Raw genomic sequence first — 14,836 nt, forward strand, 5'->3', positions numbered from 1 at the left:
GACTTAGCGGGCGGCCTGGAAGGTCTCGACCGAGGCGGTGACGCGCTCATTGATGGGCTTCAGGCTGTCCTTGACCGTCGTGGTGACGATCTCGTTGGTCTTGGCCAGTTCGGACATATAGCGTTCCATGGACTTCTTGGCCCAGGTCGTCTGAAGTTCGAAGAACTCCTGGACCGAGCGGGCGGTCGACAGTTCCTTGGCGGCGGCGACGCCGTCTTCCCAGCTGGTCTTGGCGAAGCCCAGAGCCTGTTGCGACAGGGCTTCGGCGCCCTTCTGGGCGACGGTGGCCGACTCGACCACGGCGTCCAGGTTCTTCTTGCCGTGGGCGTTCAGTTCAGTCAGCGACGCGACCGACTTGTCGATGCCTTCACGCAGCGCCTTGGCGCCGGCGGCTTGGAAATCGGCGGCATGGGCCTGAGCCTGGTTTTGGGCCTTGGCGGCGGAATCGGCGGTCTTCTTAATGGTTTCGGCGGTGTCGGCCATGGTCATGTTTCCGATTGGTTTGGAGGGACGGCGCAATCTAGTTGACCCAGGGTCATCACCTTTATGCTGCACAAGCGAACAAAAATCAAGGATCATTGTGCATTGCACCATTTCGTGACTCGCTCTTCAAATTCGCGTTGATGATCGGTTAACCACCCTGAAACCCGCCTCTCCTATGCTAGACCTCCAATCGCGTCGGCCGGGGGGCCTGTCGCACCCTGCTCACCGAGGGTCGTATCCGCCCATGCTTTCACTGTTCCGCCGTGGTCTCTTCGCCGTTCTCGCCCTGTCGCTGGTGTTCAGCGCGAACGTCCGGCCGATCGAAGCCCAGGCTCAAAGCCAGGAAAACAGCCGCTACGCCGCCATCGTCATAGACGCCGCCTCGGGCGAGGTTCTGTTTTCGCGCCATGCCGACGCCCGTCGTTATCCGGCCTCCCTGACCAAGATGATGACGCTCTATTTGACCTTCGAGGCCCTGTCTCAGGGCCGGGTCAAGGCTGACGACGTCCTGACGGTTTCGCCCCACGCCGCCTCCCAGCCGCCGTCGAAACTTGGCCTGGCGGCGGGTCAGACCATCACCCTGGACGACGCCATGCGCGCCACCGCCGTGCGGTCGGCCAACGACATGGCCGTCGCCATCGCCGAACATGTGGGCGGTTCCGAAAGCCGGTTCACCAGCCTGATGACGCAGAAGGCCCAACAGTTGGGCATGACCCAGACGCGCTATTTCACCGCCAACGGCCTGCCCGACGCGCGCCAGGTGACCTCAGCCCGCGACCAGGCCATCCTGGCCCGCGCCATCATGCGGGACTTTCCCCAGTACTACAGCTATTTCGGCCTGCATGACTGGGCCTACAACGGCCGCAGCTATCGCAACACCAACGGTCTCCTGCCCACTGGAAACGGCTATGACGGGATGAAGACCGGCTATACCAACGCCTCGGGCTACAATCTCGCCGCCTCTGCGGTGCGCGACGGACGTCGGCTGATCACCGTCGTGCTGGGCGGTCGCTCCAGCGCCAGCCGCAACGCCCATGTCGCCGAACTGATGGACACGGGCTTTGAGGTCGAACGGCGGCGGGCGCAGGGCGAGTCGATCCAGATCGCCCAGTCCTTCTTCGAACAGCGCGGCTTCGGCGTCGGCTCCGAAGCCCTGTCGCCCAGCGCTCCGGTGGCCTACGCCGCCTTGTCGGACGACGAAGACGGCATCGGGGGCGAAACCTCGGCCGTGGCCTATACGGCGGCGCCGGCCCCGGCGGTTTTGCCGACTCGCGTCACGCCCGCCCCTTCGGAACGGCGCGCCGCCGCCGACGCCGCCGGTCGGGCGCCCGCCAACCTCACCGCCTCTCTGAACGGTGGATCCGGCGCTGCGGCGCCTGCGCGCCGAACCACGCCGCCGCCCGCCCGCGAAGCCGCAAGGGCCGCCCCATCACGCGCCTCAGGCCGGTGGGCTGTTCAGGTCGGCGCCTTCAAGGATGAAAAGGTCGCTTCCGACTGGCTGACGGAGGTCAATCGCCGCTTCCGCACCCAATTCGCCAACGCCGAACGCAATGTTCAGACGGCGGGCGAATGGTACCGGTCGCGCTTCACCGGACTGACCGAGGACGCCGCCAAGGCGGCGTGCGAGGCTCTGTCGGAACGTCGCGTCACCTGCATGGTCGTGCGCCCGGACTGACGCCGCAACCGGCGCGGGTCGTCAACTCCGAGCCACCCGTCCGCCGCCGCTTTCCAGGGCGTCCAGAAGATCCATCACCCCGTCCAGGGTGTCGGCTTCGCGCGCCGGCTTGTCCCAGCGGATTCGGCTGATGCGGGGAAAGCGCATGGCGACGCCGGACTTGTGCCGCGACGATCGTTGAAGGCCCTCGAATGCGATCTCCAGCACCAGGCCGAAATCCCGTTCTGCCCGAACCGACCGCACCGGTCCGAACCGCTCGACGGTATGGTCCCGCACGAACTTGTCCAACTGCTTCAGCTCTTCGTCGGTAAAGCCGAAATAGGCCTTGCCGACGGGGGTCAGCGCGCCCGCCTCGGTCCAGACGCCGAAGGTGTAGTCTGAGTAGAAGCTCGACCGTTTGCCGTGACCGCGCTGGGCGTACATCAGAACGGCGTCGATGACGTGGGGATCACGTTTCCACTTGAACCACGGCCCCTTTGGTCGGCCGGCCACATAGGGACTGTCCCACCGTTTCAGCATCAAGCCCTCGGCCGCCGCCCCGACCGGCGGATCGGCCCGCAGCCGCGCCAACTCCGTCCAGTCTGCGTAATCGACCAGAGGCGAGAGATGCAGGCGCGCCTCGGGATGGGCGCCGACCAGCGCCTCCAGCCGGGCGCGGCGGTCTCTGAGGGGCAGCGCCCGTAAATCGCCGGTCTCATCGGCCAGCAGATCATAGGCGATGACGGCGGCGGGAAAGGCGGCCATGGCCTTGGCGTCGACCGTCTTGCGGTTCAGCCTTTGCTGCAGATCGCCGAAGGGCGCCACGGCCCCGTCCCGCCAGACCACCAGTTCGCCGTCCAAGGCGCCCGCGAAGGCTAGGGTCTCCATCACGTCAGGAAAAGCGGCTGAAATCTCGTCGCCGGTGCGCGACCACAGTTTGCGCACACCGCCCTCGACCACCGCCTGAACGCGGATGCCGTCCCACTTCCATTCGGCGGCGTAGTCGGCTGGATCGAGCCGCGGCAGATCGGCCGTCTCATCGACGGCCACGGCCAGCATGACCGGCCTGAACCGTCCAGGCGCATCGGGGCTCGGCCGTTCGGCGCGACCTTCCAGCCAGGCGAACAGATCAGCGTAAGGCGGGTCCACAGCATGCCAGACCTCCTCCACCGCCGATACGTCCACCGGCTCCAGGACCGCACGCGCCTCCCCGCCTTCCGCCTTAGGAGGCGCAACCGCTTCGGCGGGGCGCATCATGGCCGCCGCCGTCTTGGCCAGGCGCGCCGACAGACCGACCCGCAGTCCGCCCGTCATCAGCTTCAGCAAGGCCCATCGCCCCTTCGGCTCCAGAGCGTCCAACCAGGTTTCCAGCAAGGCTCGAACCTCGGTGCGGCCCGCAGCGCGCAGCGCGTCCACCACCTCGCCCAGTTCGGGTTCGCGGTTGGGGCGATGATCCGATTGACCGGGCCAGATCAGGGCGACGGTCTCGGCCAGGTCGCCGACATAGTCGTAGGACCAGCCGAACAGGGTCGCATCGACCCGCCCTTCGACCGCCTTTCGGATCATGGCCGGCTTGGCGGCGTCGAAGGTCAGATCCCCCGTCAGGGCCGCCAAGGCCCAGCCCCGATCCGGATCGGGGGTCGCCTTCAGATAGTCCCGGACCAGCACCAGTTTGGCGTTGCGCGACGCCGTCAAAGACAGGCGATCCAGAAGTTCGGCGAAGGCGCGCATGATGATCCAGTCTGGCCGCGGCGAGCGGCGCCGTCAGCCCAGAACGAAGAAGGCGACGGAGGTTTCCCGCCGCCGCGCCTTGCGCGCCCCCTTAAATCAGTCGCGTCAGGCTGCGGCCGACTGGCTCGGCGAATCCTCAGCAGCGCTCAGGGCTGCGCGCCCGCCGGCGGCACGGCCCATCATCTCCGCCAAGGCGGCGAAGTCGATCGGCTTGGTCAGATAGGCGTCCGCGCCGGCCTCCAGCCCGGCTTCGTGATCCTCGCTGCGGGCTGAGGCCGACAGCACAACGATCGGCGTGTCGGCGTTCGGCCCGTCTCCGTCCCGAATGCGCCGAGTCGCCGTCAGCCCATCCATGACCGGCATGTTGACGTCCATTATGATCAGATCGAACGGCTGTTCGGACGCCGCCTCTACGGCCAACTGTCCATTCTCCGCCGTGACGGCGGCGTGGGAGGCCGTGCTCATCCAGGCTTCCAGGATCATGCGGTTGACGGGGTGGTCCTCGACCACCAGCACCCTCAGCGCAACCCCTTCCTCGACCTCGGCCTCTACGGCGCCGGTCGCGACAGGGCGAAGCCATTCCACGACCTCGGCCTCTACGGTCAGGGTGAAGCACGATCCGCGCCCCACCTCGGAGTCCACCGTGATGTCGCCGCCCATGATGTTGGCCATCCGGCGTGCGATGGTCAGACCCAGGCCCGTTCCGCCGAAGCGCCGCGTGGATGAGGCGTCCACCTGGGTGAAGGGCTGGAACAGCCGGGCCAGATCCGCTTCGGATATGCCCGATCCGCTGTCCGTCACCGAGAATTCAAAGCCGACGCGCCGATCGGAGATGCGCGTGCCGCGCACGCGATAGAGAATTTCGCCGCCGTCGGTGAATTTCACGGCGTTGGACAACAGGTTCTGCACGACTTGGCAGACGCGCAGCGGATCGCCGCGCACGACCGCCGGAATCTCGCCTTCCAGTTCAGACGCGAACGTCAGACCCTTGGCCTCGGCCTGGGCCTCGAAGGGTCCGGTGATCCGACGGTGAAGGTCCTCCACCACAACATCGACGACCTCGAAGGTCATCTTGCCGGCCTCGATCTTGGTCATGTCGAGAATGTCGTTCAGCAGCGACAGAAGGTTGTCGCCGGAGTTGCGGATGATCGACAGATATTCGCGCTGGGCGGCCTCCAGCCGGGTTGCGCTGAGCAGCTGCGCCGCGCCGAGGACGCCGTTCATCGGCGTTCGCAGCTCGTGCGAAATGACGCCGAGGAAGTTGGACTTGGCTTGGTTCGCCGCATCCGCCTTGTCACGGGCGGCCTCCAGCTCTTCGATGAGATGGGCCTGGTGGGCTTGGAAGGCCTCGATCCGGCTCTCGCGCAACATGGTCATGGTCACCAGCACGAACAGCACGGCGACCACGCACGGCAGCACCGCAATCATCGACCAGAACTGAGGCTCGCCCCAGCAGCTCAGCAACATGATCGCCGCCGCCGCCCCATAGGGCGACGAGACGATGATCGCGTGCAGCGGCGAATTACGAAGCTGGGCGAAGACCAGCACATAGCCGCAAATGATGAAGCCGACCGCCAAAGCCTGGCCGAAAACCGCGCCGGAGTACCAGGCCATCAGGGGGGCGACGGCCCAGGCGGCGGTGGTGACGGTCGCGACCGCTGGGAAGACCATGCCCCAGCCTGCCTCCACCCGATCACGCAGCTTGTGCTCAACCACGCCCCGGATCGTGCCGGCCCCCAGGGTCATCACGAACCAGATCAGAGCTTGCCACCAAGGGGCGGTGCCCAACAGCGCCAGGGCCCAGGAGGCGATGATGACATAGCGCAGATACTGGGTTTGCAGGATGGCCGTCAGGGCCTGGGCCGGGTCGCCCGCGCGCCGATCACCGGGAAATGTCTTAGCAACACCGTCCGATTCAACCATATGAACCCGCCCCCACGTTCTTTGTAAGGCGCGACGCTAGTACGAAGGTTCTAAGACGGAGTGAACGCTGGTCTCCGCCGCAATCAGACGCTGTGAACGGCCTCCGCCGGCGTCAGGGCCTTTATGGACAGGGCGTGTACAGGCCCGGCCAGTTCGGCGCGCAGCAGGTCGTTGATCCGGCGCTGGCGCAGCACTCGCGAAACGCCCTCGAAGGCGGACGACACGATCACAAGGTTGAAATGACTCTCCCCACCCGGCTGGGCGTCCATGCCGCCCTCGTGATGGTGGCCGGCGTGCCGCCAGCTGTCGTCCTCGATCTCAAGACGTTGCGGCGACAACGCAGCGGTCAGTTTTTCACGGATAATCGTCGCCACGGGCCCGTCTGACATGATCGTTTCCTTGAAGAGGTCCAAATCCGAACTACACTTCGTGTGATGTCCGCCTCCTTTCAATACAAGCCGCGATTCACCGACATTCGCGTGAAGCCGCCAAAGGCCGAGGAGGAAGCGGCCCAGGCGGATGTTTTGCATCTCAAGCCCGGCGAAAAGCCGTGCCAGTGGCCGGACTGCCGCCGCGCCGCAACCGCCAAGGCGCCCAAGTCGCGCGAACGATTGAACGACTTTTATGAGTTCTGCCAGGCCCATGCGGGTGAGTACAACAAGGGCTGGAACTTCTACGCCGGCATGACCGAAGGCGAGATTCGCGCGGCTCAGGAAAACGAGGCCATGACGGGCGGACGCCCGACCTGGGAGATGAAGGCGGGTCGATTCACGCGCGAAGCCGCCGCCTTCTCGGCGAAGATGGGTACGTCGAACACCACAGGCGCCGGCTCATGGCGCGACAGTTTCGGCCTTTTCGGCCGTCGCGGCGATCAGGCGCCCCAGTCGCCGACCGAGGATCGGCGCGTCGGCAAGCTGGAGCGCGGCGCCTTGGCCGATCTGGACCTGGAGCCCGGCGCGGACAAGGCGGCGGTCAAGGCCCGCTACCACGAGATGCTGAAGCGCTTTCATCCCGACACCAACGGCGGGGACCGCGGCGCCGAGGCCAAGCTACAGCGGGTGATCAAGGCCTGGAAGACGCTGAAGAAAGCGGGCCTGGCCTAGGACAGCTCGCCCCTAGTCGGCGTAGATCATCTTTCGCGTCATCCCGCCGTCCAGGGTCAGCACCTGTCCTGTGACGAACTCGGCCGCCGCTAGATAGAGCACGGCCTGGGCGACGTCCTTCGCCCGCCCCACCCGACCGACCGGATGCTGCTCATGGTCGGCAGCGGTCACATCGTCAGGATCAGCGATCCACCCCGGCGCGATCGCATTGACCCGCACCTTTGGCCCCAGGCTGATCGCCATGGCGTGGGTCAGGGCGACAAGGGCCCCCTTGGCCGCGGCGTAGGCTTCCGTCTCCGGCTCGGACATGAAGGCGCGGGTCGAAGCCATGTTGACGACGCTTGCCCCTTCCTTCAGGCGGGGAATGACCGCACGGCTCATCAGAAAGGCGCCGGTCAGGTGACTGTCCAGGGTGCGGCGCCATGCCTCCAGCGACAATTCCGCCAACGGACCATTCGCGGGATCAGCGATGCCGGCGTTGTTGACCAGAAGATCGAGCTCGGACCACCCCAGATCCTCGAAGGCGGCGGCGACCGAGGCTTCGTCGCTGACGTCACACAGGATCTGCCGCGTGCCCGGCGCGGCGGCCTTCTTGTCGAACGAGACGACCTGCCAGCCTTCGCTGGCCAGGGCCTGACATATGCCGGCGCCGATCAGGCCGGCGCCTCCTGTGACGATTGCTCTCTTCATGATCCGACAACCGCCAAGCCCCGGCTTGGTTGCCGACCGGTCAGGGCTGACCGGCGGGTCCGTCGTTGGAGGCGGTCATCAGGGCCGCGGCGGGCTCGCGAAAATAGCGGTCGATGCCGTCGGCGACCGACCTCATCAGGCGGCGACGCGCCCGTTCATCGGTCAACAGCCGTTCGTCCTCGGGATTGGTGATGAAGCCCATCTCCAGCAGAACCGCCGGCACATCCGGCGCCAGAAGCACGGCCAGGCCCGCATCGCGATGGCTGCGGCGCAGCAGCGGATGGTCCGAGGCCTCCAGATGCGTCAGCAGCACACGGGCGAACTGGGCCGACCGGTTCTGGGTCGCACGCTGGGTCATGTCCAGCAGGATGCGGTCCACCGAAGGGTCACGGCCGGGCAGATGCAGCTCGCGATGCCAGTTGTCGCTCCGCGTGAACTCGCGCACCGCCCGCCCGGCGCCCTGTTCGGACAGGGTGTAGACGCTGGCGCCCCGCACGGCCGGGTCCGTCCCAGCATCCGCGTGCAGCGAGATGAACAGGTCCGCGTCAGCGCGACGCGCAATGGCGACACGGCGATACAGATCGACATAGGTGTTGGTTTCGCGTGTCAGCAGGACGCGATACCGGCCCGTGCGCTCCAGCTCGGCCTTCAGGGCCAGGGCTGCGGCAAGAGTCACCTCACTCTCACTCACCTTCGCGCCGCTTGCCCCCGGATCGCGGCCGCCGTGGCCCGCGTCGATGACGACCAGCGGTTTTTCGGCACGTCGGGGAGCCGGGGTCGGCGAGACACGCGGCGCAGCGGGGCCGACGGCGCCTCCGTTCGCCTTTAGATCGACCACATAGCGATAGTGGGCCACCCCGTCGCCAGGCGGCAGAAGAAAGCGTCGCTCGATCTGGCTGTCGCGCGCCAGCTCCAACTCAACGCGAGAGGCGCCGCCGACCGCCGTCACCTGATAGGCGCGGACAAGGCCCGATCCGCCGCCGTTCAGGCCGCGTCCCGGCGCCACTCCGGCCAGAGCCAGGGTGATCCGTCCGCCGTCTCCCGCATTGATCACGCGCCCCTGTGTGGACTTGTCCAGATCAATGACTACACGGGTCCGATCCCGGTCGGCGCCGAACCGCACGGCCAGCACGTCGCCCTGGGCGCCCCAGGCGAAACCGCGCGTCGCAAACAGGACGCAGGCGCAGATGACCACGAAGGCCAGGGCGGTCATCGCCCATTCCTTCGCGCCCCAACGGCTCATCCCTGTGACAGCGCGACCACCCATGACGCCTGCAAACCACTCCTACTGCGACTTCGGATCCATCATGCCAGAGGCTCGTATTCAGGGGGTTAAGGCCGAACACCTTTTAATTCGCATGCAGCGTGACTATGCTGTGGTCCGTCCGCGAAACGATCGCGCCCTTTCGCCCTTGCGAATGGGGGCGCGCCCTCCTCGCGGCGCTGACTTTCACCAATCCGAGAACCGCCCCGGCGTCGCCGATGGTTCGAAGAGCGGACCAGGGTCGCGGCCTTCCCCCCAGGTTTGGCGCGCCCGGTTCAGGACCGACGACCTCCATGGGCCTTTCCGCCTGCCTTCCCCTACGGCTTGACCAAGCCTCTTTCGCCCTCCTCGGCGAAGGGAAGTCGCACGCGCCGGCCCCTACCCCCATTCGGCGAGCCGCCATGACCCTGCCCCGTGTTTCGGGACGGTCGGCCTGTGCGCGCCAGAGAGAGACTTTCCATGTCAAAGACCATGCTGATCGATGCGGCCCACCCGGAAGAAACCCGGGTCGCCATCGTAGACGGACGCCAGATTGAGGAATTCGACTTCGAATCCCGCGCGAAGCGCCAGCTTCGCGGCAACATCTATCTTGCCAAGGTCACTCGCGTAGAGCCCAGCCTACAGGCCGCCTTCGTCGAATACGGCGGCAACCGTCACGGCTTTCTGGCCTTCAACGAAATCCACCCGGACTACTACCAGATCCCCGTCGCGGACCGCGAAGCCATCATGGCCGAGGCGCATGACGACGAGGACGAGGACGATCTGGATCGGGAATCCACCGGCGACGACGTCGATCCGGAGGCCGCCCTGGCCGACGAAGAGCGGCTGAAGCGCCGCCTGATGCGCCGCTACAAGATCCAGGACGTCATCAAGCGTCGCCAGATCCTGCTGGTGCAGGTCGTCAAGGACGAGCGCGGCGCCAAGGGCGCGGCCCTGACCACCTGGCTGTCGCTGGCCGGCCGCTACTGCGTGCTGATGCCCAACACCGGCAAGGGCGGGGGCATCAGCCGCAAGATCACCAACACCTCCGACCGTCGCCGGCTGAAGAGCGCCGTCGCCGCCCTGGACGTGCCCAAGGGCATGGGCCTGATCATTCGCACGGCCGGCGCCAAGCGCACCAAGGCCGAGATCAAGCGCGACTATCAATATCTGCTGCGTCTGTGGGAGACGATCCGCGAGACTACCCTCGCCTCCCACGCCCCTTCGCTGATCTACGAAGAAGAAAACCTTGTCCGCCGCGCCGTGCGCGACATGTTCGACAAGGACTTCGACGGCATTCAGGTCGAGGGTGTCGAGGGCTTCAAGGAAGCGCGCGACTTCATGCGCGTCCTGATGCCCGCCCAGGCCAAGAAGGTTCACCTGTATCGCGGCTCGCGCCCCCTGTTCGCCGCCAACGGCATCGAGGAGCTGCTGACCCAGATCCACCAGCCGGTCGTGCCGCTGAAGTCGGGCGGCTATCTGGTCATCAACCAGACCGAAGCCCTGGTGGCTATCGACGTCAACTCGGGCCGCGCCACCAAGGAACGCAACGTCGAACAGACGGCGTTCAAGACCAACCTGGAAGCGGCGGAAGAAGCCGCCCGCCAGCTGCGCCTGCGCGACCTCGCCGGCCTGGTCGTCATCGACTTCATCGACATGGATGAAGGCAAGAACAACCGCACGGTCGAGCGGGTGCTGAAGGAGGCCCTGTCGACCGACCGCGCCCGTATCCAGATGGGCCGCATCTCGCCCTTCGGCCTGATGGAGATCAGCCGCCAGCGTCGTCGCCTGGGCGTGATCGAGGGCGCAACCGAGGCGTGCCCGCACTGCCAGGGCACCGGCCGCATCCGCTCAGCCGAATCCGCCGCCTTGATGACCCTGCGCGCTGTCGATATCGAGGCCGGCAAGAACGGCGCGGGCGTCGTGGTGCTGAAGGTCTGCACCGCCGTCGGCCTTTACATCCTGAACCACAAGCGCGCCTATCTGCAGTCGCTGCTGGAGCGTCGCGGTCTGAACGTCATCGTCCAGATCGACGACAGCCTGGGCCAGGGCGAACACAATATCGAGCGTACCGAGACCAACGAGGACTTCGTCGCGCCCGAGATCGAGATGCCCAACCTCGACGACGATTTCGACGCCTCCCTCTATGAAGACGAGGATGAGGAGGACGACGAAGAGATCATCACCGACGACGAGGACGACGATCTGGACGCCCTGGACCGCGAGGACAGCGACGATGACGAGCCGCGCGAGCGGGCCGAACGTCACGACGGTGGCGGTCGCGGACGGAACCGTCGCCGTCGTCGCGGCGGGCGTCGCGACGACGAGGGCGCCGAGACGGAAACCATTGATGCGCTGGACATCGCCGACGCCTCGGATGACGAGGACGACGAAAACGGCCGCCGCCGCCGCCGGGGACGCCGCGGCGGGCGCCGGGTGCGCGAGGACGGCGAGCGCGACGTCTACAGCTGGGTGCGCGGCCGCACGCCGTCGCTGGACAATCCCTATGTCTGGTTCGATCCGCTGAATCCGGGACGGCCAGAGCCCCGCTCCGACCGTGCTGAGCGCGGCGATCGCCCCGCGGCGGCCGAGGCCGAGGTTGAAGGTCTGAACGTCGTCGCTGCGGCAAGCGGCGGCGAAGAGGGCGGACGTTCGCGGCGCCGTCGCAGACGCGGTCGGGGCCGAGGCGGCGACGCCCAGGACCTCAAGGCGGACGCCGCCGTCGCCGAAACCGCCGACGAGACCCCGGAGGCGGCGGTCCTGACCGAGACCGTCGCCGCCGAGGCTCAGCCGGAGGCGCAAGCCGAACCGCAATCCGCCGTACAGCCCGAGCCGCAGCGCCGTCGCGTGCGCCGCAAGACCGCCGCCGCCCCAGCCGTCGCGACGCCGGCCGAGGCGGAGGTCGAGGTCGAAGTCGAAAGCGAAACGCCAGCCGCCGCCGTCACGCCTGAGCCTGAACCGGTCCAGCCGGAAGCGACGCCGACGGCGGTCGAGGCCGACCAGCCGGTGCTGACGGCCGCGACGGCGGAGTTGGAAACCTTCGAGGCGCCCAAGCCCGAGGTCGATATCGAAGCCATCATCGCCGAAGACCCCAATCAAATCGTCGCCCCGCCTGAAAAGCCCAAGCGCGGGTGGTGGCGCCGCTGATCGGTCACGATTAAGCTGTCAGGATGCAGGCGGGGGCCGGTCGTTTTTGGAGTACGCCATGACGTGGCTTCCCCGATCCGCATCCCGCCTTCTGACCGCGGCGGCGGTGGGCTTTGCAGCCCTCGTCGCCGCCGGTCAGGCCTCGGCCCAGAGCCTGATCCGCGACACCGAGATCGAGGGGATCATCCGCGAATGGGTCGATCCGGTCTTCGTCTCCATGGGTCTGAACCCGTCCGACGTCGAGGTTCTTCTGGTCAATGACAATGAGCTGAACGCCTTCGCCACGCGCGGGCGGATCATGGGCGTGAACACCGGCCTGATCCTGCGGACCAAGAACCCCAATGAGCTGTTGGGCGTGATGGCGCACGAGGCGGGCCATATCAAGAACCGCCACACCCAGCGCGACGGGGCCCAAAACGCGGCCAAACAGCCGATGTTTATGACCATGGCCCTGGGCGCCCTGGCCATCGCCGCAGGCGCGCCGGACGCCGGCGTCGCCCTGCTGGGCTCCAGCCAGTATTTCGGCACGATCAGCGCACTCCAGTATATGCAGAGCCAGGAGGGCGAGGCCGATCTGACCGGCGCGCGCGCCCTGGAAGGCGCCGGCGAATCCGGCGCCGGCCTGGTGTCCTTCTTCGAAAATTTCCGCGCCCAGGAGGTCTTCTCCGACGCCCGCCGCTATCCCTATTTCCGCAGCCACCCCCTGTCGTCGCAGCGGATCGAATCGGTGCGCCGTTTCGTCCAGGACCAGCCCCATTACGCGCATCGCGACAGCCCCGAACGGATGGCGCAGCACGCCTTGATCCTGGCCAAGATCCACGCCTTCATGGACCCGCCGAACACCACCCTGCGGGCCTATCCGTCTTCCGATGTCAGCCTGCCCGGCCGCTACGCTCGCGCCATCGCCTGGTATCGGGACGGCCAGACCGACAAGGCGCTGACGGCCGTGGACGCCCTGATCGCCGAAGACCCTCAGAACCCCTATTTCGCCGAACTGAAGGGCCAGATCTATTTTGAGGAAGGCCGCCCGGCCGAGGCCGTGGCCGCCCACCGCGAGGCGGTGCGGCTGAAGCCCGACGCCCCTCTTCTGCGGATCAACCTGGCCCACGCCCTGATCGGCACGGAAGACCGCGCCAATCTGGATGAAGCGATCGATCAGTTGAAGCACGCCACTGTGGCCGAGGGCGACAACACCATGGCCTGGCGCCTGCTGGCCCAGGCCTACGCCGCCCAGGGCAAGGAGGGCGAGGCCCGGCTGGCGACTGCGGAATACTATTTCGCCGCCGGCCAGGAACAGCAGGCCACCCAGTTCGCCCTGCGCGCCCGCAGCATGCTGGACCCGAACTCCATCGAATGGCGCCGGGCGGTCGATATCGTCCTGGCGTCCGGCGCGACGCCCGATGATCTTTTGGACCTCGATCGCCGCGAAGCCGGCCGTCGCCCCGCCACCCTGAACTGATCCCCTTCCCCGCCTGCTGCGAGACTTCATGACCCACGACGCCCCCGCGCCCGAGACACCCGCCGCTCCGCCCGCCCCGGCCCGCCGGTTGAACGGGGCCGTCGCCGGCTATGTCGCCCTGGGCGTGTCGGTGGTCGCCCTGGGTCTGGCCGCCGCGCCCTATCTCGGCGGCGGGTCCAGCGATGTCCGCGCCTATCTCCTGGAACATCCCGAAGTCCTGCAGGAAGCCAGCCTCGCCTTGCAGGCCAAGGAGGGGCAGGCCCGGGTCGATGAAACCAACCAGGCCGCCGCCGCCAACGCCGCGCTTCTGGCCCCCGACCGCCGCGACCCCGCTTTCGGTCCGGCCGACGCCAAGGTCACGGTGATCGAATTCTTCGACTTCCGCTGCCCCGGCTGCAAGGCGGTGGCGCCCCAGTACCGCGCCCTGATGGCCGCCCATCCGGACGTCCGGTTCGTCTTCAAGGATTGGCCGATCCTGGACCGGGGAGAGGACATAACCTCGCAATACGCCGCCCGCGCCGCCCTGGCCGCCCATCAGCAGGGCAAGTATCTCGAGGTCTATGACGCCCTGATGACCGAGCGGGCCCTGACGCCAGAGGCCATTGATCGCATCCTGGTCGAACACGGCGTCGATCTGGCCCGCGCCAAGGCGGCCCTGGCGGCGCCTGACACCACCCGCCACATCGCCGACATCCACACCACGGCCGCCGCCCTGAAGCTTCAAGGCACCCCGACCTTCTTCGTCAACGGCAAGGCCGCCGCCAGCATCGACCCGGCCGAAATCGCCCGCATGATCGAGGCGGCGAAGCGATAAGGCCAAGCACAATGCGGCGGCTGCCCTGGGCTCTGGTGATCTTTCGGCTGGTGGCGGCTCCCGCCCTGCTTGGCCTGGCGCTTATCGGCCCGTCGGCAGCCATTACGGCCGCAATCCTGCTCTCGCTCGCCGTCCTGTCTGACATCTTAGACGGCGTGATCGCGCGCCGTCTCGATTGCGTCACGCCGAACCTGAGACTTTGGGACAGTCGCGCCGATGTCGTCTTCTGGCTTGGCGCTGCGATCGCCCTGATTTTGATGCACCCGTCTCTGGGACCGACGCTGATGCCGCCCGCGCTGACGCTTTTAGCCCTCGAAGCGGCCAACCAAGCCCTCAGCATCGTGAAGTTCCGGCGCGAAGCCGCGCCACATCACTGGTTGTCCAAGTTCTTCTGCCTCGCGCTCTGGGTCTTGTTCGCCCAACTGTTCGTAACGGGCCAGCCCACCGCGCTGCTCTGGGCCGCCTTGGGCTTGGGCGTGGTCTCGCAGTTGGAGGCCGCCGCCATCACCCTGCGACTGAAGACCTGGCGCTGTGACGTGCCGTCCGTCTTCAGCCTGGGCTCGCGATAAGACCCAAGCCCGCACAGCAA

At 66.9% G+C, this 14,836-nt stretch carries 12 protein-coding genes; 6 read left to right on the forward strand and 6 right to left on the reverse strand.

The window, feature by feature from the left end; all coding sequences use genetic code 11:
• Window positions 1-3: 3 nt before the first annotated feature.
• Window positions 4-483: a phasin family protein gene (locus AC07XS_RS02515; RefSeq protein ID WP_182713555.1), complete on the reverse strand. Its 480-nt coding sequence runs from the start codon at window positions 481-483 to the stop codon at window positions 4-6.
• Window positions 484-727: 244 nt separating this feature from the next.
• On the opposite strand from AC07XS_RS02515, the gene AC07XS_RS02520 reads away from it, so the two are divergent.
• Entirely contained in the window at window positions 728-2,158 is a 1,431-nt protein-coding gene (locus tag AC07XS_RS02520) for a serine hydrolase (protein ID WP_182713556.1), read from the forward strand.
• A 21-nt stretch (window positions 2,159-2,179) separates the two neighbouring features.
• Here AC07XS_RS02520 and AC07XS_RS02525 read toward each other — a convergent pair whose 3' ends face one another.
• From AC07XS_RS02525 to AC07XS_RS02535, 3 genes are all read right to left on the reverse strand, one after another.
• The gene (locus AC07XS_RS02525) at window positions 2,180-3,868 is read right to left on the reverse strand and encodes a cisplatin damage response ATP-dependent DNA ligase (protein WP_054766179.1); all 1,689 of its coding nucleotides are present in this window, start codon (window positions 3,866-3,868) and stop codon (window positions 2,180-2,182) included.
• A gap of 105 nt (window positions 3,869-3,973) precedes the next feature.
• Window positions 3,974-5,791: an ATP-binding protein gene (locus tag AC07XS_RS02530; protein ID WP_182713557.1), complete on the reverse strand. Its 1,818-nt coding sequence runs from the start codon at window positions 5,789-5,791 to the stop codon at window positions 3,974-3,976.
• Window positions 5,792-5,874: 83 nt separating this feature from the next.
• Window positions 5,875-6,180 carry a BolA family protein gene (locus tag AC07XS_RS02535; RefSeq protein ID WP_054766996.1) on the reverse strand — a complete coding sequence of 102 codons (306 nt, stop codon included), beginning with the start codon at window positions 6,178-6,180 and terminating at the stop codon, window positions 5,875-5,877.
• Window positions 6,181-6,225: 45 nt separating this feature from the next.
• Here AC07XS_RS02535 and AC07XS_RS02540 point away from each other — a divergent pair, with 45 nt between their 5' ends.
• Window positions 6,226-6,894, forward strand: coding sequence for a J domain-containing protein (locus tag AC07XS_RS02540; protein ID WP_054766181.1), 669 nt, complete (start codon window positions 6,226-6,228; stop codon window positions 6,892-6,894).
• Between the two features lie 12 nt (window positions 6,895-6,906).
• Here AC07XS_RS02540 and AC07XS_RS02545 read toward each other — a convergent pair whose 3' ends face one another.
• Together AC07XS_RS02545 and AC07XS_RS02550 are read right to left on the reverse strand one after the other, a co-directional pair.
• Entirely contained in the window at window positions 6,907-7,584 is a 678-nt protein-coding gene (locus AC07XS_RS02545; protein WP_182713558.1) for an SDR family oxidoreductase, read from the reverse strand.
• Window positions 7,585-7,624: 40 nt separating this feature from the next.
• Window positions 7,625-8,797, reverse strand: coding sequence for an N-acetylmuramoyl-L-alanine amidase family protein (locus AC07XS_RS02550; RefSeq protein ID WP_182713559.1), 1,173 nt, complete (start codon window positions 8,795-8,797; stop codon window positions 7,625-7,627).
• Between the two features lie 510 nt (window positions 8,798-9,307).
• Here AC07XS_RS02550 and AC07XS_RS02555 point away from each other — a divergent pair.
• From AC07XS_RS02555 to AC07XS_RS02570, 4 genes are read left to right on the forward strand one after another with little or no spacing between them, the layout of a single operon-like run.
• Entirely contained in the window at window positions 9,308-11,974 is a 2,667-nt protein-coding gene (locus AC07XS_RS02555) for an Rne/Rng family ribonuclease (RefSeq protein WP_182713560.1), read from the forward strand.
• 58 nt (window positions 11,975-12,032) lie between these two features.
• On the forward strand, window positions 12,033-13,433 hold the full coding sequence (locus AC07XS_RS02560; protein WP_182713561.1) for a M48 family metalloprotease: 1,401 nt from the start codon (window positions 12,033-12,035) through the stop codon (window positions 13,431-13,433).
• Between the two features lie 28 nt (window positions 13,434-13,461).
• Window positions 13,462-14,247, forward strand: coding sequence for a thioredoxin domain-containing protein (locus tag AC07XS_RS02565; protein WP_182713562.1), 786 nt, complete (start codon window positions 13,462-13,464; stop codon window positions 14,245-14,247).
• A gap of 11 nt (window positions 14,248-14,258) precedes the next feature.
• The gene (locus AC07XS_RS02570) at window positions 14,259-14,816 is read left to right on the forward strand and encodes a CDP-alcohol phosphatidyltransferase family protein (RefSeq protein WP_182713563.1); all 558 of its coding nucleotides are present in this window, start codon (window positions 14,259-14,261) and stop codon (window positions 14,814-14,816) included.
• The last annotated feature ends 20 nt before the right edge of the window (window positions 14,817-14,836 follow it).

This window comes from Brevundimonas sp. GW456-12-10-14-LB3, from assembly GCF_059424365.1.

What these genes read in the sequence shown, in the direction of transcription:
- AC07XS_RS02515 (WP_182713555.1), bottom strand. Translation starts at nt 483, where the DNA reads ATGGCCGACACCGCCGAAACCATTAAGAAGACCGCCGATTCCGCCGCC.
- AC07XS_RS02520 (WP_182713556.1), top strand. Translation starts at nt 728, where the DNA reads ATGCTTTCACTGTTCCGCCGTGGTCTCTTCGCCGTTCTCGCCCTGTCG.
- AC07XS_RS02525 (WP_054766179.1), bottom strand. Translation starts at nt 3,868, where the DNA reads ATGCGCGCCTTCGCCGAACTTCTGGATCGCCTGTCTTTGACGGCGTCG.
- AC07XS_RS02530 (WP_182713557.1), bottom strand. Translation starts at nt 5,791, where the DNA reads ATGGTTGAATCGGACGGTGTTGCTAAGACATTTCCCGGTGATCGGCGC.
- AC07XS_RS02535 (WP_054766996.1), bottom strand. Translation starts at nt 6,180, where the DNA reads ATGTCAGACGGGCCCGTGGCGACGATTATCCGTGAAAAACTGACCGCT.
- AC07XS_RS02540 (WP_054766181.1), top strand. Translation starts at nt 6,226, where the DNA reads ATGTCCGCCTCCTTTCAATACAAGCCGCGATTCACCGACATTCGCGTG.
- AC07XS_RS02545 (WP_182713558.1), bottom strand. Translation starts at nt 7,584, where the DNA reads ATGAAGAGAGCAATCGTCACAGGAGGCGCCGGCCTGATCGGCGCCGGC.
- AC07XS_RS02550 (WP_182713559.1), bottom strand. Translation starts at nt 8,797, where the DNA reads ATGACCGCCCTGGCCTTCGTGGTCATCTGCGCCTGCGTCCTGTTTGCG.
- AC07XS_RS02555 (WP_182713560.1), top strand. Translation starts at nt 9,308, where the DNA reads ATGTCAAAGACCATGCTGATCGATGCGGCCCACCCGGAAGAAACCCGG.
- AC07XS_RS02560 (WP_182713561.1), top strand. Translation starts at nt 12,033, where the DNA reads ATGACGTGGCTTCCCCGATCCGCATCCCGCCTTCTGACCGCGGCGGCG.
- AC07XS_RS02565 (WP_182713562.1), top strand. Translation starts at nt 13,462, where the DNA reads ATGACCCACGACGCCCCCGCGCCCGAGACACCCGCCGCTCCGCCCGCC.
- AC07XS_RS02570 (WP_182713563.1), top strand. Translation starts at nt 14,259, where the DNA reads ATGCGGCGGCTGCCCTGGGCTCTGGTGATCTTTCGGCTGGTGGCGGCT.